21 protein-coding genes, 4 tRNA genes and 1 pseudogene are annotated in these 24,372 nt (G+C 25.0%); 10 read left to right on the top strand and 16 right to left on the bottom strand.

The window, feature by feature from the left end:
* Positions 1–275: 275 nt before the first annotated feature.
* The 8 genes from AC6I4F_RS03890 to AC6I4F_RS03855 form a co-directional block, all read right to left on the bottom strand.
* Positions 276–1,094: a Cof-type HAD-IIB family hydrolase gene (locus AC6I4F_RS03890; protein ID WP_497874466.1), complete on the bottom strand. Its 819-nt coding sequence runs from the start codon at positions 1,092–1,094 to the stop codon at positions 276–278.
* A gap of 279 nt (positions 1,095–1,373) precedes the next feature.
* A complete protein-coding gene (locus AC6I4F_RS03885) occupies positions 1,374–2,147 on the bottom strand; it encodes an IS1595 family transposase (protein ID WP_497874465.1) in 774 nt (257 codons plus the stop codon).
* Positions 2,148–2,262: 115 nt separating this feature from the next.
* Positions 2,263–2,347, bottom strand: a tRNA-Leu gene (locus tag AC6I4F_RS03880).
* A gap of 5 nt (positions 2,348–2,352) precedes the next feature.
* A tRNA-Lys gene (locus tag AC6I4F_RS03875) sits at positions 2,353–2,428 on the bottom strand.
* A gap of 57 nt (positions 2,429–2,485) precedes the next feature.
* Positions 2,486–2,560: transfer RNA gene (locus tag AC6I4F_RS03870), tRNA-Glu, on the bottom strand.
* A 24-nt stretch (positions 2,561–2,584) separates the two neighbouring features.
* A tRNA-Asn gene (locus AC6I4F_RS03865) sits at positions 2,585–2,659 on the bottom strand.
* A gap of 213 nt (positions 2,660–2,872) precedes the next feature.
* Complete coding sequence (locus AC6I4F_RS03860) at positions 2,873–3,262, bottom strand: transposase (protein ID WP_497874464.1); 390 nt, start codon at positions 3,260–3,262, stop codon at positions 2,873–2,875.
* The gene (locus AC6I4F_RS03855) at positions 3,211–3,732 is read right to left on the bottom strand and encodes a hypothetical protein (protein WP_497874463.1); all 522 of its coding nucleotides are present in this window, start codon (positions 3,730–3,732) and stop codon (positions 3,211–3,213) included. The genes AC6I4F_RS03860 and AC6I4F_RS03855 overlap by 52 nt, the downstream gene beginning before the upstream one ends.
* Before the next feature lie 124 nt (positions 3,733–3,856).
* Between AC6I4F_RS03855 and AC6I4F_RS03850 the strand changes: the two genes are divergently transcribed.
* From AC6I4F_RS03850 to AC6I4F_RS03840, 3 genes are all read left to right on the top strand, one after another.
* Entirely contained in the window at positions 3,857–4,960 is a 1,104-nt protein-coding gene (locus AC6I4F_RS03850; RefSeq protein ID WP_497874462.1) for a hypothetical protein, read from the top strand.
* A 154-nt stretch (positions 4,961–5,114) separates the two neighbouring features.
* Complete coding sequence (locus AC6I4F_RS03845) at positions 5,115–6,239, top strand: hypothetical protein (protein WP_497874461.1); 1,125 nt, start codon at positions 5,115–5,117, stop codon at positions 6,237–6,239.
* 176 nt (positions 6,240–6,415) lie between these two features.
* Positions 6,416–6,892 carry a hypothetical protein gene (locus AC6I4F_RS03840; protein WP_497874460.1) on the top strand — a complete coding sequence of 159 codons (477 nt, stop codon included), beginning with the start codon at positions 6,416–6,418 and terminating at the stop codon, positions 6,890–6,892.
* Between the two features lie 120 nt (positions 6,893–7,012).
* On the opposite strand, the gene AC6I4F_RS03835 is transcribed toward AC6I4F_RS03840, so the two are convergent.
* Together AC6I4F_RS03835 and AC6I4F_RS03830 are read right to left on the bottom strand one after the other, a co-directional pair.
* Positions 7,013–7,867, bottom strand: coding sequence for a bifunctional 5,10-methylenetetrahydrofolate dehydrogenase/5,10-methenyltetrahydrofolate cyclohydrolase (locus tag AC6I4F_RS03835; RefSeq protein ID WP_497874459.1), 855 nt, complete (start codon positions 7,865–7,867; stop codon positions 7,013–7,015).
* Positions 7,861–9,213 (bottom strand): annotated as a pseudogene (locus AC6I4F_RS03830) (TrkH family potassium uptake protein). Before AC6I4F_RS03830 ends, AC6I4F_RS03835 begins: the two are co-directional and overlap by 7 nt.
* A 414-nt stretch (positions 9,214–9,627) precedes the next feature.
* On the opposite strand from AC6I4F_RS03830, the gene AC6I4F_RS03825 reads away from it, so the two are divergent.
* Positions 9,628–10,470, top strand: coding sequence for a potassium channel family protein (locus AC6I4F_RS03825; RefSeq protein WP_497874657.1), 843 nt, complete (start codon positions 9,628–9,630; stop codon positions 10,468–10,470).
* A 56-nt stretch (positions 10,471–10,526) separates the two neighbouring features.
* On the opposite strand, the gene AC6I4F_RS03820 is transcribed toward AC6I4F_RS03825, so the two are convergent.
* Positions 10,527–11,300 carry an IS1595 family transposase gene (locus AC6I4F_RS03820; RefSeq protein WP_497874458.1) on the bottom strand — a complete coding sequence of 258 codons (774 nt, stop codon included), beginning with the start codon at positions 11,298–11,300 and terminating at the stop codon, positions 10,527–10,529.
* Positions 11,301–11,511: 211 nt separating this feature from the next.
* Between AC6I4F_RS03820 and AC6I4F_RS03815 the strand changes: the two genes are divergently transcribed.
* Both AC6I4F_RS03815 and AC6I4F_RS03810 read left to right on the top strand, forming a co-directional pair.
* Positions 11,512–12,003 carry a hypothetical protein gene (locus AC6I4F_RS03815; protein WP_497874457.1) on the top strand — a complete coding sequence of 164 codons (492 nt, stop codon included), beginning with the start codon at positions 11,512–11,514 and terminating at the stop codon, positions 12,001–12,003.
* 809 nt (positions 12,004–12,812) lie between these two features.
* The gene (locus tag AC6I4F_RS03810) at positions 12,813–13,142 is read left to right on the top strand and encodes a hypothetical protein (RefSeq protein WP_497874456.1); all 330 of its coding nucleotides are present in this window, start codon (positions 12,813–12,815) and stop codon (positions 13,140–13,142) included.
* A gap of 296 nt (positions 13,143–13,438) precedes the next feature.
* Here the strand turns inward: AC6I4F_RS03810 and gatB are convergent, their stop codons facing one another.
* The 4 genes from gatB to ligA are packed head-to-tail and all read right to left on the bottom strand — an operon-like array spanning position 13,439 to position 18,646.
* The gene (gene gatB, locus AC6I4F_RS03805) at positions 13,439–14,872 is read right to left on the bottom strand and encodes an Asp-tRNA(Asn)/Glu-tRNA(Gln) amidotransferase subunit GatB (RefSeq protein ID WP_497874455.1); all 1,434 of its coding nucleotides are present in this window, start codon (positions 14,870–14,872) and stop codon (positions 13,439–13,441) included.
* Positions 14,865–16,337, bottom strand: a complete 1,473-nt coding sequence (locus tag AC6I4F_RS03800; protein WP_497874454.1) for an amidase family protein — start codon at positions 16,335–16,337, stop codon at positions 14,865–14,867. Before AC6I4F_RS03800 ends, gatB begins: the two co-directional genes overlap by 8 nt.
* On the bottom strand, positions 16,327–16,641 hold the full coding sequence (gatC, locus tag AC6I4F_RS03795) for an Asp-tRNA(Asn)/Glu-tRNA(Gln) amidotransferase subunit GatC (protein WP_497874453.1): 315 nt from the start codon (positions 16,639–16,641) through the stop codon (positions 16,327–16,329). Before gatC ends, AC6I4F_RS03800 begins: the two co-directional genes overlap by 11 nt.
* Complete coding sequence (ligA, locus tag AC6I4F_RS03790; protein ID WP_497874452.1) at positions 16,634–18,646, bottom strand: NAD-dependent DNA ligase LigA; 2,013 nt, start codon at positions 18,644–18,646, stop codon at positions 16,634–16,636. The genes gatC and ligA overlap by 8 nt, the downstream gene beginning before the upstream one ends.
* Before the next feature lie 344 nt (positions 18,647–18,990).
* On the opposite strand from ligA, the gene AC6I4F_RS03785 reads away from it, so the two are divergent.
* Positions 18,991–19,227: a hypothetical protein gene (locus AC6I4F_RS03785; RefSeq protein ID WP_497874451.1), complete on the top strand. Its 237-nt coding sequence runs from the start codon at positions 18,991–18,993 to the stop codon at positions 19,225–19,227.
* A 68-nt stretch (positions 19,228–19,295) separates the two neighbouring features.
* On the opposite strand, the gene AC6I4F_RS03780 is transcribed toward AC6I4F_RS03785, so the two are convergent.
* On the bottom strand, positions 19,296–19,988 hold the full coding sequence (locus tag AC6I4F_RS03780) for a superoxide dismutase (protein WP_497874450.1): 693 nt from the start codon (positions 19,986–19,988) through the stop codon (positions 19,296–19,298).
* A gap of 169 nt (positions 19,989–20,157) precedes the next feature.
* On the opposite strand from AC6I4F_RS03780, the gene AC6I4F_RS03775 reads away from it, so the two are divergent.
* From AC6I4F_RS03775 to AC6I4F_RS03765, 3 genes are all read left to right on the top strand, one after another.
* Positions 20,158–21,249, top strand: coding sequence for a CPBP family intramembrane glutamic endopeptidase (locus AC6I4F_RS03775; protein ID WP_497874449.1), 1,092 nt, complete (start codon positions 20,158–20,160; stop codon positions 21,247–21,249).
* Positions 21,250–21,260: 11 nt separating this feature from the next.
* Positions 21,261–22,190 carry a pseudouridine synthase gene (locus AC6I4F_RS03770; protein ID WP_497874448.1) on the top strand — a complete coding sequence of 310 codons (930 nt, stop codon included), beginning with the start codon at positions 21,261–21,263 and terminating at the stop codon, positions 22,188–22,190.
* A 154-nt stretch (positions 22,191–22,344) separates the two neighbouring features.
* On the top strand, positions 22,345–24,258 hold the full coding sequence (locus AC6I4F_RS03765; RefSeq protein WP_497874447.1) for a hypothetical protein: 1,914 nt from the start codon (positions 22,345–22,347) through the stop codon (positions 24,256–24,258).
* Positions 24,259–24,372: the final 114 nt, after the last annotated feature.

Raw genomic sequence — 24,372 nt, 5'->3', positions numbered from 1 at the left:
AAGCAATTATCTGTCTATCTATTTGTTTTTAGGATTTTCTTCAGCATTAGCTCATAATGCTGCTGCTTTTCCAAAAGCCTCAGTGTGTTTTAATTCTGGGTATTCTGCTTTAACCTTTGGCAATGTAGTTTTCATAAAAATATTAAAAACAGTAGGTTTTTTTTGCTGCCATATTTTCCTTCTTTTTTCACTTTTCTTATATTATAATAATAATATATTTTAATTATTAGTGTGTTAATAAACTATAAGAGTATATTTTTAAAAATATTAAGTTTTTATTTTTTAAAAACATAATTATTAATAATGTATCCAACTCCATGTTCATCATTATTTGGAGCAATAGTTTTACCATATGGTTTTAAAGCAATATTAGCATTTTCCATTACTATTGGATGACCAGATACTTCAAACATTGGTAAATCATTAAATCCATCACCAATCGTTAATGCATCTTTAGTGTCAATATTTAAATGATTACATAATCATTGTAGTGCCGAACCTTTATTAATGTTTTTATTACCAATTGAAAAAACATTTGTATGATATTGAACAATTGTTAAATCTGGAAAGTTAGTTTTAAAACTATTAATGAATTTTGTAATTTCATTAGCCTTTCAATATTTTTCTAAAATAACCATTACTTTTGAGATTGGCATTTTAATATCAGTACTATTAGTTAACTTAATAATTTTAATTTGCAGATTTTCAACTCATGTACTTCAACTATTAGCCGCATGGTTAACATACAAAGTATCAATACTATTAAAATGTAAAATCATTTTTTTATTATATTTGGTTAATCATTCATAAAGTTTAATTGTTGTTTCTGAATTTAATTGTTGTAAATAAATTCATTTTTGTTTAGTATATGATCAAATTTCAGCACCATCATTACCAATAATATAACCATCATATTTTTCAGCATTAATCATTTTACCAACATGAATAGCATTTTCACCATATCTACCTGTATTAATTACAACTTTAATATTATTTTTTTGAGCTTTTAAACAAGCATTAAGATTAATTTCACTTAAGGCACTGCCACTATCAAATAAAGTACCATCTACATCAGTAAAAATTATTTTTACCATCAATCATTTCCTGCTTTCTTTTTTTCTATTATTTTATTAATATTATAAAGATAAAATAATAAAATACTATATATTTCCATAGAATAAAATTTCTTAAATTAAAATAAAATATTATGTTTAAAATATAATATTTTATTTTAATTTTGGCTTTTATCCCTTTATGTACTATTTTAAATTTTATCACATAAATGCTGAGAAAAGCCTATCTAGGAAATTATCCCCACATGTATATAAATCAAACACAAAATTATAGTTTCAAAACTAGGTATCTTATTGAATTTATATGCAGCTTCTTTTGCATATAAATGAATATTGTGTTTTGAAACTTTTATGTGTGTTCGGAAAGTTCGTCGGATGTGTTTTCATGCAGATTCAATCTGGTTTGTGTTTACACCTGTTGATGACAAATACCCAACTTCATGATTTACGATTTCATGTTTGTGATAGAAGTTTTTTGAAACTTCCATATTTCTTCCAAGAATCCGTAAATAGAAAACACCCAGTAGAAATGTGTTTCAATGCAAATCATAAAAGGTTTTTCTCATCTGCTTTTTTCAATACTTTCACAATTAGTTTGTTGCTGGTTTTCTCATAAACTCCAACAATCAAGGTTTTAAAAAACAAGGATCTTCCTTGTTTTTTAAAACCTACATGTGAAAGATACATTTCATCAATCTGTGCTGTGCCATCATCAATGAACCCTGCATCTTGATTCCAAATTCTAGTTCTTATTTCATGACCCATTCTTCAAGTTGTTTTATATGTCACACCCAATTCCCTTGCAACATCTGTTGATGGTATACCATGCTTTGTGTTTATTCATCTAAAGATGAGATAAAACCAAGATGTCAAAGGTGTTTGTGACTTGTGAAAAATGGTGTCATGAAGAATACTAAATGTTTGATGATATTTCAAACATCTCATTATTCTCAAATCAGAAACATTCAAACTAGAAGAAGCACACCTGATACATTTCATTACTTTAAACTTCGCTATATATTTCAAACAATCGTTTTCATTTTGAAATATGCTATTGAATTCATTTCAATTCATTTTTTCCTCCAAACTAGTACATGCGGGGATAATTTCCTTAATTTTTTATTATATAAAAATGTTAAAAAAGAAAAAAACCTTTAATGAAAAACATAAAGGTTAACAAAATAATGTATGGTGCGGAACAAGGGACTTGAACCCTCATGCCTTTCGGCGCCAGAGCCTAAATCTGGTGCGTCTGCCAGTTTCGCCAATTCCGCATTTTTGGTGTCTCGTATAGGTCTCGAACATACAACCCTAAGATTAAGAGTCTGATGCTCTGCCAATTGAGCTAACGAGACATCTAGGGGAATAAAAAAACAAGTAATTATAATACTTGCAGTCTAAATATTAATTAATGGTGACTCGTACGGGGATCGAACCCGTAATGTAGGAATGAAAATCCTATGTGTTTACCAATTCACCAACGAGCCGTAGAAAACAAGAGTTTAGAATAATGGCGCCCAGTATAGGATTTGAACCTATGACACTTCGATTAACAGTCGAATGCTCTGCCGCTGAGCTAACTGGGCATTTACTAAACCTTAATTATTATATTGAAGAAAAGTATAATTTGCAATAACTAATAAAGTTTTTTTTATTTTTTTCTTGATTACGGCAATGTATATGCTTTATTAATCATTTTTTTAAATTAAATATGGCTTTTATCCCTTTATGTACTATTTTTAAATTTTATCACATAAATGTAGATAAAAGCCTATCTAGGAAATTATCCCCGCATGTATCTAAATCAAACACAAAATTATAGTTTCAAAACTAGGTATCTTATTGAATTTATATGCAGCTTCATTTGAATATAAATGAATATTGTGTTTTGAAGCTTTTATGTGTGTTCGGAAAGTTCGTCGGATGTGTTTTCATGCAGATTCAATCTGGTTTGTGTTTAAACCTTTTGATGACAAATACCCAACTTCATGATTTACGATTTCATGTTTGTGATAGAAGTTTTTGAAACTTCCATATCCCTTCCAAGAATCCGTAAACAAACAACACCCAGTAGAAATGTGTTTCAATGCAAATCATAAAAGGTTTTTCTCATCTGCTTTTTTCAATACTTTCACAATTAGTTTGTTGCTGGTTTTCTCATAAACTCCAACAATCAAGGTTTTATTCAACAAGGATCTTCCTTTTTTTTAAAAACTACATGTGAAAAATACATTTCATCCATCTGTGCTGTGCCATCATCAATGAACCCTGCATCTTGATTCCAAATTCTAGTTCTGATTTCATGACCCATTCTTCAAGCTGTTTTATATGTCACACCCGATTCCCTTGCAACATCTGTTGATGGTATACCATGCTTTGTGTTTATTCATCTAAAGATGAGATAAAACCAAGATGTCAAAGGTGTTTGTGACTTGTGAAAAATGGTGTCATGAAGAATACTAAATGTTTGATGACATTTCAAACATCTAATTCTTTTTAAATCAGAAACATTCAAACTATAAGCAGCCCAACTGATACATTTCATTACTTTCAACTTCGCTATATATTTAAAACAATCGTTTTCATTTTGAAATATGCTATTGAATTCATTTCAATTCATTTTTTCCTCCACACTAGTACATGTGAGGATAATTTCCATAAATATAATAATAACTTAAGTATTATTTGTAATAATGAATACTATTAATGGTAAAAATAATTAGAAAGAAGTAAACATAGAAATTATGTAGAATTACATTATCAATATAAAAGGGTTTTAATTTATGAAGTTATTATTAGCAACATTAAGTTTTTTAACATTTGGAACAACTGTAGGAACTTTTGGAAATGTATTAAGTACGAATCTAAGCAAAATAAATAATAGTATTAAAGAAACTTATACTATAATTCCTAATTCATTTAGTTTGAAAAGTGAATTAAGAAAAGAAAAAATGAATACTGATAATATTGATGTTGATATGTTAGATGGAATGACAAAGGCTATTATTCGTTATATGCCAGATACAACAGATTTACCTTTTTTAGTTAAAGAGGTTAATTTTCTTCGACTAAGTAATGATATTAGTCGAATAATAACTAAAAAAGCATTGCCTTATAGTAAAAGTTTTGAAAAAAACGGAATAGTTGATAAAGATTTAATTTTAGAAGCAATTAATATTATGAATGGTACTAAGTTTTCTAATAATGATTTAGATGTACTGATTAATCAAGATAATAAAAATATTTCTTTAATAGCAAAAAGTAATAGTCACTTTCAAGAGAAAATAGATATTTTAAATAAGCCAGTAGAATTTTCGGATATTTTTTATGAACAAAATCTTGGAAAAATTTATTTTAATACTGATATGTATGAAAAAAGCACATTCTTACATCCAACAAGTCAATTTGGGAGATTTGCAACAGTTATGGAATATTTAGGAAATCGTAATAAATTAATAAAATTTTATGAAAATGAGATTACATCTGCTTTAACTAGTTCAGCATTAAAAATATATGAGTTAAGTTTTCCCAATTTTAATAATGAAGGAAAGATTGAATTTAGTTTTGCAATTGAAAATATTATGAATTATTCATCATTTAAAGCAAACTTTTTACCATTACCAACAGAAAATAATCAAGTTTTTATTAACTACCAAGGTAAACAACCAAAAAATGATGAAGAAATTGATATTAAGTTAGAAGGATTATATACAGAAAATAATAAAAATAAATTATTTTATGATGTTGTAGTAAAAACACTTGGTAAAAAATTTGCTAATAAGTATAAAGATATTTTATATAATGAATTTCTTATTGAGGGTTTTAATAAAAAATTAAAAACTGCAAAAATAACTCCTAAACCAGGATCAAAAATATTTGCTTTTTAAACAAAAGTATCAGAAATTTATACAGAAATCCCTTATTATAAGTTAAATATTTCATGATAACATAATTAAATTAATATAAATCCCTAATTATTTAAATATAGATTCAGGAGATAAAGTTATGAGAAAAATAATTAGATTTTTTTAAAATTATATTTTGGTTAGTGCAACAACAATAAATGTTATTGCTTGTAGGTGGGGTTGTACTAATAATGATTATGATTTTGCTGATGAAAATGAGCAAGATATTTCTGGTAATTATATTGTTCCTGATATCAATAAGAGAATTAATAAAGTAGTAAGTGATCGCATAATTTTTTTTGAAGGCGAAGATGTGGCTAGTTTAAAACAATGATATTTAAAAAATTCGCAAAATTGATTTAGTAAAACTAGTAAAAAATTAAACTTTTTTACTAATTTAGAAGAAAAAATTCAATATCAGGCAAAAAAAGAGTCGATTAATGAATTTAACTTGTTAGCAAATAATAAGAGTAATTTTACAGACTTTTCTGATTTACAAAATCAAATTAATACTACTAATCTTGGCAAAAATTATACAAATGTTAATTGGGATACATTAATTAATTCATCTACAATAAATGCTACTGAAAAAGCAGAGATAAAAGATAAATTAGTTCGATTTTATAATATATTTGCACAAATTTATGGCAAAAAAAATGTTCTTAAACTTTTATATCGAGTAGCTAAAATTAATAAAAATGGTTTATTTGGCTTTGTTAAATCTGGTTATGTTTATGATTCACAATTTCAAAATTATTCATTAGTTCAAGTTATGGCAATAAATTCAAATTCTCTTAGTAAAAGAACTCAATATTGGCAATATGTTAGTGGTTATAAAGCTTCAAAAAGTATTATTAGAACAATTGTTCATGAATATGGTCATGCTTTAGGTTCTTTTATTCGTTTAAATTTTCAATGAAAACAAAGAATAAATTCACTTGCAGATAATGTTCCTAAAAAATGATGAAATAATTATTTTAATTCATCTTATTTATTAAAAGATAATCTAGAAAAAGGAGAAATAAATGATGAAACTAATTATATGATTTCATCATTAGCAAATGGTACAAAAATTAACGTTCCGATTTATCAAAAGCTTTTAGCATATGGTATTGTGAGAAGTGAATATGGCCGAGAATCACATTTTGATTTATTTGCCGAAGCCTTTGATCAGTGAATAGATACTGAAGAAAGTCAACGTAATATTGCATGAGAAAAATTAGATAATTTTTTTAGAATTGATTTGCCTAAAACATTATAAATAAAAAATGAATGTGAAATTTGAGTTTAGTTAAATACAAGAAAAATAAAATTATGTTATTAAAAACATAAGAACTTATAGGAAATAAGGCTTATTGTAATCCTTATTTCCTATAATAATTTCTATAATATTTTTTCATTATCTTTAATTTTACTGTTTAAATTTTTATTATTTAAATGGAAATTATCCCCGCATGTACTAGTGTGGAGGAAAAAATGAATTGAAATGAATTCAATAGCATATTTCAAAATGAAAACGATTGTTTGAAATATATAGCGAAGTTGAAAGTAATGAAATGTATCAGGTGTGTTTCTTCTAGTTTGAATGTTTCTGATTTGAGAAGAATAAGATGTTTGAAATGTCATCAAACATTTAGTATTCTTCATGACACCATTTTTCACAAGTCACAAACACCTTTGACATCTTGGTTTTATTTCATCTTTAGATGAATAAACACAAAGCATGGTATACCATCAATAGATGTTGCAAGGGAATTGGGTGTGACATATAAAACAGCTTGAAGAATGGGTCATGAAATCAGAACTAGAATTTGGAATCAAGATGTATGGTTCATTGATGATGGCACAGCACAGATGGATGAAATGTATCTTTCACATGTAGGTTTTAAAAAATGTAAAGAACTATCAAAATAAACACTATTTGTTGAAATAGTTTCTTTTAAAAACTTAAATTTTAATAATTCTAAATTATTTTTTTCAATATTATTTAATCTTTTCTTAAGCCAATTTTTCTTTAACATTTAATTTCCTAATTTAATTATATTTATTATTTAATTGATAGCAAATCATTAAATTTTCTAATAACATGGCAATAGTCATTGGTCCAACACCACCAGGCACAGGAGTAATTGCTGAAGCGGTATTTTTCATTATTTCAAAATTAATATCACCAACAACTTTTTTTTCTTTACCTTGATAATTAATTGCTACATCAATAATAACAACATCACGTTTAACTTGACTACTATTAATAATATTATAGACACCAGTAGCACTACAAATGATATCAGCTTCTTTAGTATAAATAGTTAAGTCTTTAGTTAATTTATGAACAATGCTAACAGTTGCTCCCATATTAGTTAATGATAAAGCCAATGGTTTACCAACAATATTACTATCATTAACGATAGTAATATTTTGTTTAGAAATGGGAATTTGATAGTGATTTAGTAATTTTAAAATACCTTTTACTGTACAAGGTAACATTGCTTTTTTATCACCTTGTAATAATCTTCCGGCATTAATATTTGTTAAACCATCAACATCTTTATTAATAGTAATGCTATTAATAATTGCTAATGTATCTAAATGTTTTGGTAGTGGTAATTGTACTAAAATTCCATCAATATTATTGTCACTATTTAATTGTTCAATTTTATTAATTATTTCTTTTTGTGTTACTGTTGTTGTTAGTGAAAATACTTGTCCATCAATACCACATTCTTGACATGCTTTAATTTTAGTTCGTACGTACATTTGTGATGCTAAATCTTCACCAATAATTATTACTGCTAGTTTAGGTTTACGATTAGTAATAGTTATTGTTAGTGATTTAATTTTTGCTTTAATTTGCTGGGCAATTATTTTACCATCTAAAATTTTTATCATATGTGTTCACCGTTTCTTAATTTAATTAATTCATTTTCTTCAACTCTACTTATCGTTGGTTTTGATTTACGATCACTTCAAGCAAGAACAGTAGTTGATACTCCTAATTGTCCCACAAACATGACAAAAATTAAACTAAGTTGACTAAAAATACCTAATTTGGAATTATCAAATAATGAAAGTCCTGTTGTTCCAAAAGCAATTGAAACATCAAAAATTACTTGCGCAAAGGTCATATCAGAATTATCTGTTATAAAAACATTTTCATTTGTGATAATCATTACTGATACAAAAACTAAAATAAAACCAAGTGTACCGACTATAAATGACATACGAACAGTTTGATTAGGAATTTTACGCTTGAATACAAAAACATCATTACGGCCACGTGCAATATTAAAAATTGTTAAAATAATAATTGCTAAAGTTGTCGTTCTAATTCCTCCGGCGGTACTTGCTGGTGAAGAACCAATTCACATCATTAATGATTGGATCATTTGTTAGGCAAGGTGAAATTTATTTAAGTCAACTGTATAGTATCAAGCATTTCTTGTTGACATTGTATTAAAAACAGCCATAATTGCATCAGATGTCGATAAATTTTTAAAAATGGGCTCTTGCCTTGACGGAGTTATGACATTACGTGAAAAATATTCAATAAACATAACACTACTAACACCCAATATCGCAACTAAAAAATATTTTATTAATGTTAGTTTAGTGAATAAACTAAATCTAAATTTTTTACCATGAGTTTTACTTTTAATTCAATGATATAAATCATAATAAACAGGAAAACCAATTCCACCAATTACAAATTCAATAATAAAAATTCAATGCACAAAATAATCACTCTGAAAAGGTTCTAATGAAGTTATACCAACTATATTAAATCCAGCGTTATTAACAGCAGAAATTGAGTGGAAAATTCCCGATCATAATGCTAATAGTATGTGATTATAGTAACCTGTATTATTGTTTAGACCATATTCTATTCCTGAGATAGGCACAAAATAAAAATATAAAAATAAAACAATTGCTCCCAAAAATTCAGTAATTGTCATAACAATAATACCAATTTTTAATAAATCAATAGTCGTTCCTAATTTATTAGAACCACGTTCACCTTGCATTAGTAATCTTTCTCTTAAACTAGTATGTCGATTAAATACAAATAATGATAATATTGCTAGTTTAACTGTAATTAAACCAATACCACCAAATTTAATTAAAATTAAAATAATAAATTGACCAAATAAAGTAAAATCATTAGCAGTACTTTTTACTGTTAAACCAGTGTCAGAAAACGCACTACTAGCAGTAAAAAGGGCAGGCAAAAGTTTCATTGTCCTTTTGTTGTGGCAATTGGTGTCATTAAAAGTATTGTTCCAACTAATAAAGTGAAAAAATATAAATTAAACATTTGTCGGGGAAGGGTTTTACCAACAAAAATAATTTTAAAAATATTTTTTACACTACGATAATTAACCTTAGATAGCATCAAAAAACTCCTAAAATAACATTTTCTTTTATTATTATACTATACTATAGTCATTTCTATTAAATATTAGTTTTAAATGTAAAATACCAATATTTTAAGAATTAGTTTATAATTTAGTATAATATAACATATTTAAGTAAATATTATTTAAGTAAATATTATTTAAGGAAGAAGAATATAGATGTCTTCATCAGAAAATGATTTTTGTGTCATTGGTTTAGGTAAATTCGGAATTTCAGTTGTTAAAAATTTAGAATAATTAGGTAAAATTACATTAACTATTGATAAAAGAGAAGACCGTTGTCAATTAGTTTCATCAATAACTTCTGAAACTTTAATTTTAGATTCGACTAATCGTGATGCATTAAATGATGCTGGAATTCATAAAGTGCAAAATATTATTATTGCTATTGGTTCTGATTTAGCAGCTTCAATTGTTACTACTGTTCATGTTTTAGCAATTCATCGTGAACACAATACATTATCATCACTTAATCTTATTGCTAAAGTTGTTGTTAGTACTCACCAAATAATTTTAGAAGCAATTGGTATTACTAATATTATTTTATCTGAAACAGAAGCCGGTAAGAAAACTGCATATCGTGCTATTTGAAAATTAGGAATAGATTTAACTGCAGTTGATGAAAAGTACTCAATAGCTAATGTAATTGTTAAAAATACTAAGTTTACAAATAAAAAACTAGAAACTTTAAAAATTCCTAGCAATTATAAAATTAACTTAGTTGCGATTAAACGTCATGGTAAAGTTATTATTCCTAGCAGAAATGAAATATTAATGGTAAATGATGAACTATTATTTATTAGTTCTAATGAAAATATTAATTCTGTTTGTAATGATTTTTCAATTGGTGATACTAATAAAATATTTGAGCCTACTATTATTAAAACGGTAAAGAAAAAGCGTTCATTTTGAAATTGATTCAGAAGAAATAAGAAAAAGAAAAAAAATAAAAAATTAAAGAAAAAGGAAGTTAAGAAAGAAAAAAATACTAATAAAAAAAGAAAATTAATTATAAAAAAAATGTTTTTTATTTTTAGAAATATTAATGTAGGCTTTTATCCTTTTATGTACTATTTTTAAATTTTATCACATAAATGAAGATAAAAGCCTATCTAGGAAATTATCCCCACATGTATCTAAATCAAACACAAAATTATAGTTTCAAAAATAGGTATCTTATTGAATTTATATGCAGCTTCTTTTGCATATAAATGAATATTGTGTTTTGAAACTTTTATGTGTGTTCGAAAAGTTCGTCGGATGTGTTTTCATGCAGATTCAATCTGGTTTGTGTTTACACCTGTTGATGACACATACCCAACTTCATGATTTACGATTTCATGTTTGTGATAGAAGTTTTTGAAACTTCCATATCCCTTCCAATAATCCGTAAATAGACAACACCCAGTAGAAATGTGTTTCAATGCAAATCATAAAAGATTTTTCTCATCTGCTTTTTTCAATACTTTCACAATTATTTTGTTGCTGGTTTTATCATAAACTCCAACAATCAAGGTTTTATTCAACAAGGAAGATCCTTGTTTTTTAAAACCTACATGTGAAAGATACATTTCATCCATCTGTGCTGTACCATCATCAATGAACCCTGCATCTTGATTCCAAATTCTAGTTCTGATTTCATGATCCATTCTTCAAGCTGTTTTATATGTCACACCCAATTCCGTTGCAACATCTGTTGATGGTATACCATGCTTTGTGTTTATTCATCTAAAGATGAGATAAAACCAAGATGTCAAAGGTGTTTGTGACTTGTGAAAAATGGTGTCATGAAGAATACTAAATGTTTGATGACATTTCAAACATCTTATTCTTTTTAAATCAGAAGTATTCAAACTAGAAGAAGCACACCTGATACATTTCATTACTTTCAACTTCACTATATATTTCAAAAAATCGTTTTCATTTTGAAATATGCTATTGAATTCATTTTAATTCATTTTTTCCTCCACACTAGTACATGTGGGGATAATTTCCTTAATGTATTATCATTGTAATAAAAATTATATGTTTTAATCTAAATATAAGTTTTTAACCGATTGCTTTATTTTTTAAAGTAAATAGGTTTTTTTTATTTTTTGAAAGGAAAATATTATGTATACAATGGAAAAAAATAAGAAAGTACTAATTAAAAAAATAGAAAAAATTTTTAAAATAATTCAAAGTATTCAAAAAAATTTAAGCAAAGAAAGAATACCGAAACATAACCAAAAACCTGAGGTTGGAACTAAAAAATTAAAATATGCTCAAAGGCCTGAAGTGAAAGCAAGAAAACGAGAATCTTATCAAAGATGGTCCCAAAAAAATAAAGAAAAAATGAAAGAACATACTCAAAGTAATATAGAGTGATATGATACTCAAATTTGCAAAAATTCAAAAGATATTAAAACAAAATATGCGACAGTAATAGTAAAGCAAAAAGTTGATGATACGATAATGCTTTCTAACATCGTACCAATGCCAGTAACTAAAAGTAATGAAGAACAAGAAATAGTACACAAGGCAGATATATTTAACGTTAATGATTTATCTAATGGTATTAATAACATTGAAACTAATATGTTTGAAAGACCAGAGATACCTAAAATGCCCTAGATTATTGATATTAATGATTTCTTTGATGTTGTTAATACTAAAATTGAGATATTTGAAAGACCAGAGATACCTAAAACGACCGAGATTATTAATATCATTTTAGACATGTCAGAAAATAAGATATTTTCTAATGTCAATGGTAAAGTAATTAGTAATAGTATTTAAAAGGAAAAAATATCAAAAGTATAAGTAAAGAATATTAATAGAATCTAATTTTGAAATAACTAGAGATGATATCTATAAATATTTAATGATTTACTAAATTAAAGGAAATTTATTTATTTAGTATTTAAAATAATAATTTTATGTAAAGGATGAAGAACAATGGACAATTATATTTATTTTTTAGTAATAAATGAACACAATATAAAATAAAATATTTGGATAAAAAAATACCAATTCTAAAAGGGAAATTCGATTCACTTAAAATTATTGAAGATTGAACAAATTCCTTAATCTTAGAATTAAATGATGGAATAAATAATTATTCATATAATTTTTAATTAACTACTTTAAAAGAAATCTTTTTACCAAAAATACTTGAAGATTTTATTAATTTTAAAAAAATAAAAGTATTAAATTTATTTATTAATAAACAAATTGAAAAAGATAATTTTTCTAAAAAACATTTAAAGAAAATTTTATTAAAAGTATAAATGTTTAGAGTTTATTTTAATAGTAAATTGATAGAAGCAGAAAGCGATTTACTAACTTTAAATAGTAAAATAAAACTTTTATGAAAAGAGATTTTTGATAGGGACATAAAATTTTTACAAAAACAACAGCAGAAGTTAAAACAAAAAAATATCTTGATAGAGAATCAAAAGACAAAATTAAAAGAAAATACTGAAGATATTAAAGATAAATTAGAAAAAGAATTAAAAGCTGATTATCAAAATAATAAACTTACTAATTTTAAAGTTCTTTTAGAAATACCAAAAAAAGCAAATTTTAAAATAGCATCTTTAGAAAAACAAATTACTAATTTAGAAATTAAACAATATGAATTACATGTTCAAATGCAAACATTACAACAAAAAAGTAATGAATTAAATGAAAAGATACAACAATTACAACAAAAAAATAATGAATCAAATTTGAATCAAAGAAATATTAATGATCAAACAATAACTATCTAATTAAATAAACCAGAATTGACAAATAAAACATTAGTTAATAATTTAACAATGTCATTACAATTTTTAAGACCAACAAATAATTTTAATTAAAATTAAGAAAGTTACTTAAAAGAATAAAAACAAATATTTTATTAAAATATTCATTAATTGTTAATAAGACAAATGATGATTTAGTAATTAAAGAAAATTTAATTGAAGATGTAAATTTTAAATAAAATATTAGTATATAATTGATAATAAAAATATTCAAAGTATAATATAAAAATTCATAATTAAAAATTGATTGAAAACTATAATTAGTTTTCAATCAATTTTTTTAATATTTCTTTAGAAACTTGTGGATTTGCTTGTCCTTTAGTTAGTTTCATTAATTCACCCATAAAAAATTTTAATGCTTTTTCTGGATTGACTTTATAAATAGTAATCATGTTTTCATTTGCTTTTAAAATTGTGATTAATATTTTTTCTAAATCATTACTATCACTTACTAAAGTAATACCTAATGTTCTAATAAGATCGGTAGGGCTTTTTTCACTATTAATCATAATTGCATTTAATAACTGTTTACTTTGTTTATCATTAATTTTTTGCTCATAAACTAGACTAACTAATTGTGATAGATTATTAGCAGTAAGTTCGCTGTTTTTAATAGTAATGTTATTAATATTACAATAAGCTTGCACAGGACCTACTAAATAATTAAACGTAGGTAATGTTAAATTATTAATGGCAACTGTTTGTTCAAAAATAGTTAATATTTCTACTTTGTCAATTAATAAATTAATATCTTTTGTTGGTAAATTGTATTGTTTTTTTAATCTTTCCATTATTTGTTTAGGCAATTCAAGAAGATTTTTAGCAATCATTTTGATTCATTTTTCGTCTAGTTGAATTGGAAAAATATTTGGTTCAGGAAAGTATTTATAATCAATTTTATTTTCTTTGCTACGCATGCTAACGGTTTTATTAGTTTTTTCATCAAATCTTCTAGTTTCAAGATTAATTTTTTGTTTTTTATTTAAAATATTAGTTTGACGATTAATTTCATCATTTATTGCTAAAGTAATATTATGTGTAGAATTTAAATTTTTAATTTCAACTTTGGTACCTAAAGTATCACTACCATGTGGTTTTAACGATATATTAATATCGCATCGTAATGAACCTTCATTCATTTTAGCATCACTAACTTGTAAATGAATTAATAATTGACGTAGAGTATTAATATATGCTACTACTTGTTCGCTTGTGTTAAAAATTGGTTTAGTAACAATTTCTAATAAGGGAATTCCTGCTCGATTATAGTCTAGTAATGTTTTTTTATTATTATGAATTTGTTTTGCTGTGTCTTCTTCAATATGTAAGCGTTCAAAGTTAACAATAAATTCTTCATTATTTACAACTATTGATAATTCACCGTTTGTACCAATTGGATGAAAAAATTGTGTGATTTGATAACCTTTAGGTAAATCGGGATAAAAATAACTTTTTCGATCAAAACGTAATAGTGGATCAATATTCATTTTTAAAGCAGTACATGTTTCAATTGCCATTATAATAACAGTTTGATTAACTGTTGGTAATGTTCCTGGATAGCCACAATCAATGGCATTAATTTGAGTATTTGGTTTTTGACCAAAAGTATTGGCGGCGTTGGAAAAAAATTTAGTTTTAGTTTTTAATTCACAGTGGATTTCGATACCCATTACAATATCATATTTATTATTCATGATCATCACCTAGTAGTTTATTATTAAAATTAATTTTTTTACTTAAAAATGAAGCAATATTCAATATAACTTGATCATTGAAAGGTGCACCATTAATATTAAAACCAATCGGTAAACCATTAACAGTAGTTAACGGAATATTAATGCTTGGTCCACCATTTAAGTTAGAAAGTAGTAGTAAATCTTCTAAATAATCATGTTCACTTTTAATAACTTTTTTTTGTTCTAATACATCTTTAATTTTTGGAGCTGGATTAATATTTGGCATAATAATGAAAGCATCATATTTTTTAAAGATAGTATTTAAATGTTCAACAATTAATCTTCTTATTTTTTTAGCTTTGTTAAATAATTCTTCTTGATGATTTTCAGATAAAGCATATGCACCAATAATGTATCTGCGTTTTACCATATCACCGAAACCAAATGTTCGTGAATTTGTCATAACTTCTTGATAATTTTTACCATTTTTACGGACACCAAAATTAATACCAGTTAGATTTGCATGGCAACTGGTTGCTTCAGCAAAAGAAATAATCATGTAGACTGGTAATAAAGATTGTAATAATTCTTTATTAAATTCAATTTGTTGAACTTTTGCACCACCATCAGTTAAATGCTTTATTGCTTCATTAAAACTAGATTTAACTATATCATTTCACTGATAATCATTATAATTTAAAATAGCAATATTTTTACCTTCTATATTTTGATTTAAGTTTTTAGTATAGTCTTTTTCTTTACTTTGAACACTAGTAAAGTCTTGTTCATCAAATAAAGCAATACTATCCAAGACAATGGCAATATCTTCGACATGATTAGTAAATATACCAACTGTGTCTAAACTTGGAGCATAAGGAAAAACACCATTTCGTGAAATTAAACCATACGTTGGTTTAAAACCGACAATACCACAATAAGCGGCAGGTTTACGTATTGAATCACCAGTATCTGTTCCTAAAGCAAATGGTACAATTCCAGCAGCGACTAAAGCTGCACTGCCACTAGAACTACCACCAGTGATATGTTTTAAATTCCAAGGGTTTAAGACATGACCAGTAGCTGCATATAAACCATCTCCACCCATTCCTAGTTCATCAAGAGCAGTTTTAGCTATATTAATGGCTTTATTATTTGTTAATAACATATTAACAGTACTGTCATAATTAGGAATAAAATTAGCAAGAATTTTTGATGAACCTGTTGTTAAGAAATTAATAGTAGCAATATTATCTTTCATTACAAATGGAATTGCTGCTAATAAATTATCATTAATTTCTTGTTCAGTAATTAATTTTGTTTGTTTAATGACATTTTGTTCTAGTGAAGTAACAACAGCATTTAATTTTTTGAATTGTTCTAATCGTTTGTATACTAATTTAGTTAATTGATCTGGAGTAAGTATTTTTGTTTTTAATAATTCATGAAGTTGACGAATTGAAAGTTGATGGTAATTAATTTTCATGATTAATCACCTGATTAATACTAATGTAATTATTTTCAACTTCTGGAGCAATATTTAAAAAACTTTTAGACGTTAAATTAGCTCCAACATTATCAGAACGTAATAAATTATTAATAATAGGAAATGGGTAATTTAAAGGTTCAATATCATTTGTATTAATATTTGTTACAATTTCCATTTGTTTTTCAATAGCTTTAAATTCTAGTAAAAGATTTTCACATTGTTCTTCACTTAAATTGAACATAAGTTCGTTAGCAAATTCATGTAGCATTTTTGTTGTCATTTTCTTTTCGATTTTATCCATTTTTTGCTACCTCTTTCAATAAATTTTGTAATTGTTCTTCATTAATAATTTTAACATTAAGTTTGCGTGCTTGTGCTAATTTATTTCCTGGATTTTCTCCAACAATTAAATAAGAAGTATTATTACTAATAGTATTGGTAATTTTAGCACCATAGTTATTTAATAATTCAATGAATTCGTTACGACTTTTAGTTAAATTTCCTGTTAAGACAAAAGTTTTACCATTCAATACTTGTGATTGGTTTTTTTGTAAATAATTAAAGTTAAGTTTAAAGTTTTGCAAGTTATTAATTAGTTGTTGATTAGTAGGATTAAGTAAATAATCAATAACACTAGTAGCGATTGTTGGACCAATTTCATTAGTATTAGTTAGATCATCAAAGGTTGCTTCCATTAAGTTATTTAAAGTTAAATATTTTTTTGCAAGAATAATTGCTGTTTTTTGACCAACATGGCGAATTCCCAAACCGAATAAAAGTCTTTCTAAGGAATTTTGTTTTGATAGAATAATTGAATTAGCAAGATTAGTGAAAGATTTTTCACCAAAACGTGGTAATGATAGTATTTCTTTTCGTAAATTAACTAAATTGTAAATATCACTAATAGTTTTAATTCATTTTAAATCTAAAAAACGTAATAATATTTTTTCATTTAAACCAATAATATCCATAGCATTTCTTGAACAGAAGTGCATTAATGATTTAATAATTCGTGATGGACAGTCACTATTAATGCAAAATTGATCAACTTCTGGCGGAACTTGTTCTAATTTTGTTTTACAAACCGGACAATGGATAACTTTTTTAAAAATAATATTGTTTATTTGACGATTACTAATAATTGGTGCAATTACTTCTGGAATAATATCACCAGCTTTTTTAACACTTACTAAATCATTAATACGTAAATCACGATTAATAATATAATCACCATTATGAAGTGTGGCAAAAGTAACGGTAGTACCAGCAATTATCACTGGTTGTAATCTAGCATTATAGGTTATTTTTCCTGTTCTACCAACAGTTGGAAATATATCTAAAAGTTTAGTAACACTAGTAACAGCAGGAAATTTATAAGCTATTGCTCATTTTGGTGCCTTATTAGTTCTTCCTAACATATCATAACTGGTTAGATCATTAATTTTAATGACAATACCATCAATTTCATATGGTAATGTATTTCTTAACTTTTCATATTTCTGAATATAAGTTCATACTTCTTCAATATTTTTACATAACTGTCATTGTTCATTAATTTTGAAACCATATTTTTGTAAGGTAAATAATGCTTGTTCATGGGTTTTAATATTATCATTAGTAGCATTAATATAATAGTAAAGAAAACCATCTAATTTTCTTGAATTAACAATATTAATATCAAGTTGACGAATAGTACCAGCTGCAGCATTGCGAGGATTAGCAAAGAGTGGTAAGTTTTGTTGTTGTTTTTCATTAATGCGATTAAATTCTTCTTTACTTAAATATATTTCTCCTCTTACTTCTAATTTAGAATTAATTGGTATTATTTTTGGTATTGTTTTAATTGTCAAAATATTATTGGTAATGTCTTCACCAGCAATTCCATCACCTCTGGTAGCAGCAGTTTTTAATTCTCTTTTTTCATAAGTTATGGAAATTGATAGACCATCAATTTTTAGTTCACAAACATATTCAATGTTATTTTCTGATAATGTTTTTTTAATTTGTTGATCAAATTTTAGTAAATCTTCATAGTTAAAGGCATTACCCAAACTTAGCATTGGTTGTTGGTGAAAAATTTTTGTTAAAGAATTAATTGGTTTATAACCAACAGTTTTAGTTGGAGAATCATTACTATTAAATTGGGGATATTGTTCTTCTAATTTTACTAATCTATGATAGGCGCTATCATAAAGTTCATCACTAACAGTAGGTGTATCTAAAACATGATATTCATAATTTCATTGTTTAATTTGGTTTCTTAATTGTATTATTTCAATTTTAATATCATTATTTTTGTTACTCATATTACTTTCTCCCCTAATTGGTTTGTTAATAAGACATAATTAATTATAAATTAATTATTACTTTAATTGTAATATTGTTTTATAAAAGTATAATTTAGTAATGTAAATAAAATAAATAAATAATAATATACATTTTTTTAAAAAAATGATTATAATAAAATTAGTATTAAAAAATAATGACTAATTAATTATTTTGTTTTTAAACTCCTATTAAGTTTATTTGACTTAAATTTTTTTTTGTATATAACTAGACACATTTTTTAATATTAACCTTTGATAACTTTTAAGTATAGTATTAAAACTAAAAATAATTACTTTAATTTTATATGAGTTAGGAGTAAGTTATGAAAGATACATATGCATCTGTTCGTTTAGCACAAAAGCCAGAAAATGCTTTTGCTTGTCATCGTTGTGGTAGGGTTATTTTAATTGCCGAATTTTTAGAAGCAAAAAATATTCAATTGAATTGTAATCGATGTGGTTTTAAAAAACATGTTGAAAAAATCAAAATAGAAAAAAAAGCAGAAATTAAAAAAACTAGAATTGTTGATATTTCTTCCAAAAATTCTTCTAAAAAATAACTTATCTTAGATTAATATTAATATTAATAATATTATAAAAAAAAGAACTCAACTGAGTTCTTTTTTACTTATTTTTTATTTTTTTCATTTAAATACTCTTGATAATTATTATTTACTTGTTCTCAATTGATAACTTTTAATAATGCTTGTAAGTATTTCTCTTGTTCGTTTTTATATTGTAGATAATGTGCATGTTCTCATACATCAATAGCGATCAATGGGTACATGTTCAATAATCATGAATTGTCTTGATTAAAACTTTTGTATAGTCTTAATGTACGATTATTATCAATTACTAATCATGCTCAACCACTTCCAAAAATATCCATGGCAGTTTTTGTTAAAGCAACTTCAAATTTTTCATAAGATTCAAAGCGATTAATGATTGCTTTACCAATAGCTGATTTTTCATTAAAACCTTTATTTTTCCCCGATAGTGAAAAGAAAAGATTATGATTAATTACTCCCCCACCAAATTGTCGAATGCTACTTTGTAATTTTTTTACATTACAAGTTTTTTTATCCTCACATATATATTCTAATTTACAATAATTACTTAATAAACGATTTAGTTCCCCTTTAGTTTCAAGATTATAATCAGAAAAAACTTTCGGATGTTTATCCATCACTAATTTTAAAGAAGTTAAATATTTCTTATGAAGTTCTTTATAATGATGTTTAACTGTTTCTTGTGAAATATAAGGTTCTAAAGCATCATAATTATATGGTAAATCGATAATATTAATCTTGTATTTAGGCATTCTTTTCTATCCTCCTTTTCTTTTTAAACTCTTTACATATAAATATTGCATTGCATTATAATAAATTAATGTAAAATTACAAGTTTATTATATTACAAGATTTCTCACTATATGTTATACTAAAATTAATATTAAATACTAATTTTACTAACAAAGGGTGAAATTTTTCGTGCATTACTTATACATGTTTAATAAAAAATTTAATCAAATTAATGTTTCTCACAACAATGATATCATACGTAGAATTAATGTAAACCAAACTGATGACATTAATAGTAATAATTTAGAAAAAAATGAACAAAAACAATCATTTATTGATAAATTTACTTCAAAATCACTTAGTTGTGATGACATAAATAACTTTAATTTCAAAACAGCAAGTTGAACTCTAACAATAATTTATCTTATATCTTTTATTATAATTCCAATTCTTTATAGTTTAATCGAAACTTATGCTGTAAAAGATACTAGTCAAAGTTCATTTCTTAGTCTTTTTATTTTTAGTTTATTGCCAATTTTTGGCTTAGTTTTTTCACTTGGTATTGATTGAGAAACTATGATTAAAAAAGGAGGGTGGGCTGCTTATAGTCATAGTGTATTTGGTTTTATTAGTGTAGTATTTGTTCTTTTATTTTTTATTGCAACAAAAGTTATTAGTGGTAAAGATGATGATGTAACTTCGCTTGCTACTACATTTTTAATTCAACAGTTATTTCAATTGTTAGGATCAATTTTAGTATTATTATTTTGTAGATCATTACGTGAGAGAATTATTACTACTTTAAAAGAAGCAAAATTAGATTTAATAACTTGAGTTACCATTTTTGCTGTTATTGGTACTATTTTAAATATTATTTTCAACATAATTCCTAAATTTAGTGAATTTAATATGTTAACAAGTAATAATACTTCAAAAAATCAAGATGTTTTAAACTTATTAATGAATAGTCCGTATGGCATTTTTGTTTTAGTTCTTAGTACTATTTTTATTGCTCCAATTAATGAAGAAATATCATATCGTCATGGTACTTTTACCATTGTTCGTTATCGTTGATTAGCATATGCAACTTCATTAATTTATTTCCCATCAATGCATGTTATGGATAGTGGTGATTGAAATAATATTATTGGCTATTTAGGATTTAGTATTATATTACCCTTATTATTTATAATGACACGGGGTAATACTACATATACTATTGGTTTACATGCTTTTTCTAATCTAATTGCAACTATTTCTGTTTTTATTAATAAAAATTAAAAGGAGAAATTATGACTACCTTAACAATTACTGCCAATGATGCTGATCAAACTTTAATTAATTATTTAAAAAAAGTATTTAAAACACTACCACTGTCAAAAATTTATCGTTTATTTAGAACAAAAAAAATCAGAGTTAATAATAAAACTACTATTGATTTTAAATATCGCTTACAAGAAAATGATTTAGTAGTCATTTATGAAAGTAATTTAGTTGTTAACTATAAACCAGAAAAAATTACTAAAGAAGCACCAATTGAATTGTTTTATGAAGATGATAATTTTTTAATTGTTAATAAAGATCATAATATTGTTGTCCACCAACCATATGGTTCTTGATTAGATAACATGGTAAAATATTATTTACAACAAAAATACCCGAAGAAGAAACGTGAGCAAACATTTAATATTAGTCATCAGTATCGTTTAGATAAACTAACTAAGGGTTTAATTATTTATCCAAAAAATAAAATGACACAAAACGCACTTCATAATGCTAATAAAAATGGTCAAATTATTAAAAAATATTTGGCTATTTGTTCTGATCAATTAACTAAAAAATTAAATATTTCTGGTTATATTACTCATGATGAGTTAACAATGAAAATGAAATTTTCAATTGAACCAAGTGAACAAAGTAAAAGTTGTAGCACCATCTTTACACCAATATTTAATACTAAAGACTTTACTTTAGTTGAGTGTCAATTAGTTACTGGTAGAAAACATCAAATTCGTAGTACTTTACAATTTTTAAATTTGCCAATTGTTGGTGACACTAAGTATGGGTCAACAATAGTTACCCCTAATAAAATTGCATTATTTGCTTATTATTTGTCATTTAATGATTTAGAAGAACCATTTACTTATTTGAATGATCAAAATTTTATAATAAAAGATTTAAAAACAGATTTAATTAAACAGATTAAAAAAGAAAAATGATAAAATTAATATATACTAATATATAGATTACATTTTTATTTTTTTGCTATTTTTTATTTTTAATAGTGATTAATAATATTGAACTTTTAATTTTGGGTTGTTAACATATTTAAATAAAAAACAAAATTAGTTTTATTTATATAGATTGGGTGAAGTAATGACAACTAAAAAAGGTATTTTTAATACAATTGTTGGTGTTATCATGACAATTGTTATCTCTATTTTACAGTTAACTTTTCTTTATGTTACTGGTTTAGCATACGGTGAAAAAATTAATGGTTTAATTCGTGTTATTATTTCTTTTTTGACTTACCTTAGTTTGACAGAAGGAGGACTTGGTTTAATTACCATTTTTTCTTTATATCGTCCGTTACAAAATGATGATTATGAAACCGTCAACGATATTATTAATACGACAAGAAAAAATTATCATCATTCAGGAAGAATATATTTAATTATTCTTGTCAGTGCTGGTTTTATTTTAGGATTAGCTAGTGTTCATTTACCAGAAATTGGTTTAGATATGGAAATTCCTTTTTGACAAGTAGTACTTATTATTATTTCTTTAGGATCACGTGAATTAATCTTTTTTTATTTTAGTGGTGCTTATCAAAATTTAATTCAAGCTGATCAAAAAGGTTATTTAAATCGTTTAATTTTTATTTTTTCAGAGATTATTATGTATATTTTACTAATGACGTTATTAGTTATTAGAAAGTCTGATGGTAAACCGATAGATATGTATATTCCTTTTTTTGCTTATTTTGTTTGTGGTGTATTAAAAGCATTTGTTACTTTTATCGTTATTAAAATTGAATATCCATGATTACAACATAAAAAATGAACACAACAAAAAAGGATGCTAAAACAATCGTGATGAGTAGCCCTGAATCGTTTACCTGACATGATTATTTCTAACATTGATATTATTTTAATTACTTTATTTTTATCACTGACAACAACATCAATTTACACTATTTATATTATTATTGCTACAACGATGCGCTCAATTGCTTTAATTTTAATTAGTTCTTTTCGCGAAGTTTTTGGATATTGAATTGCCAAAAGTGGGCGAATTAGATGAACTGTGTATACTAAATTTGAGTTATATGCTTATATGATTGCTGGTTTTTTATTTATTAATCAATTTATTATTACTCAATATTTAGTGTCTGCTTTAAGTATTACAAATATTAATAATTATGATGGTAATTTTGATTCTTCAAAAAATCTTTTTATTAATTTATTTTTGTCACAACCATGATTTATTTTACTTTTATCTTTAAAAAATACAATTCAAGTGGCAACCGAACCAGGAAAAGTTATTGTAAATGCTACTGTAAAACACAAAGAAACAATTTGAGGTTCATATATTCAATCAATAATCAATCTTGTTTTAGGTGTTATTTTGGGTTGAATACTATCAAATTTAGGTTGAAAACATCAAAGTTATCAATATTTATCATTAAGTTTATATATGATTCTTTTATCAAGTTGTATTGGTTGAGTTTGTCGTTTAATTTCAATCTGAGTTTATGTTTGAAAACATTTGACGTATAATAGTGATTTACGTTTTATTATTCAAAATACTTTAGTGTTAATTATTCCAATTTTAGCAGTAATATTATTTGGATGTCTTTATTTCTTTGATAAATATCCACCAACATATAATTTCACAGATTATAGTTTTGTATTACGAGTTATCGGTTATTCGTTATTGTATTCATCAATTTTAATTTTTGGTTTAGCAATGACTATTAATTTTCGTCAGTTTTGATCAATTTTTAATTTTAAGAAATTTTTTACTAATTTATTTTCACGTAAACGTAAGCAAAAAGCATTTATGAATCAAGAAGTACAAGAATTTTTTAAAGATAGTAATAAACCTAAAAATAACTTTACTAATAAAACTTTTGATTGAACTGCTACTTATCAAAGTACCAATATGAACGTTGATGACTTTATTGAAAAAGAGTTGTTACGAAGAAAAAAAGAAGTAGATAATAAAAGTGAAACAAAAGAATCTGAAAATTCTTCTATTCGCGTTGGTATTTATAAAATTAGAGGTTAGTTTATTTAAGGAGTGAATTACATGTTATTAAATGAAGAATGATTTGAAGAAAATATTGTTGAAGAAAAATATTTATAATTATTAAAGCGTAATTATCCTCAACATCAACTTAAA

It is taken from the genome of Spiroplasma ixodetis, assembly GCF_059729505.1.
Note: the sequence above shows the minus strand (reverse complement) of the source record. Positions and strands in the feature narration are given on the sequence as shown.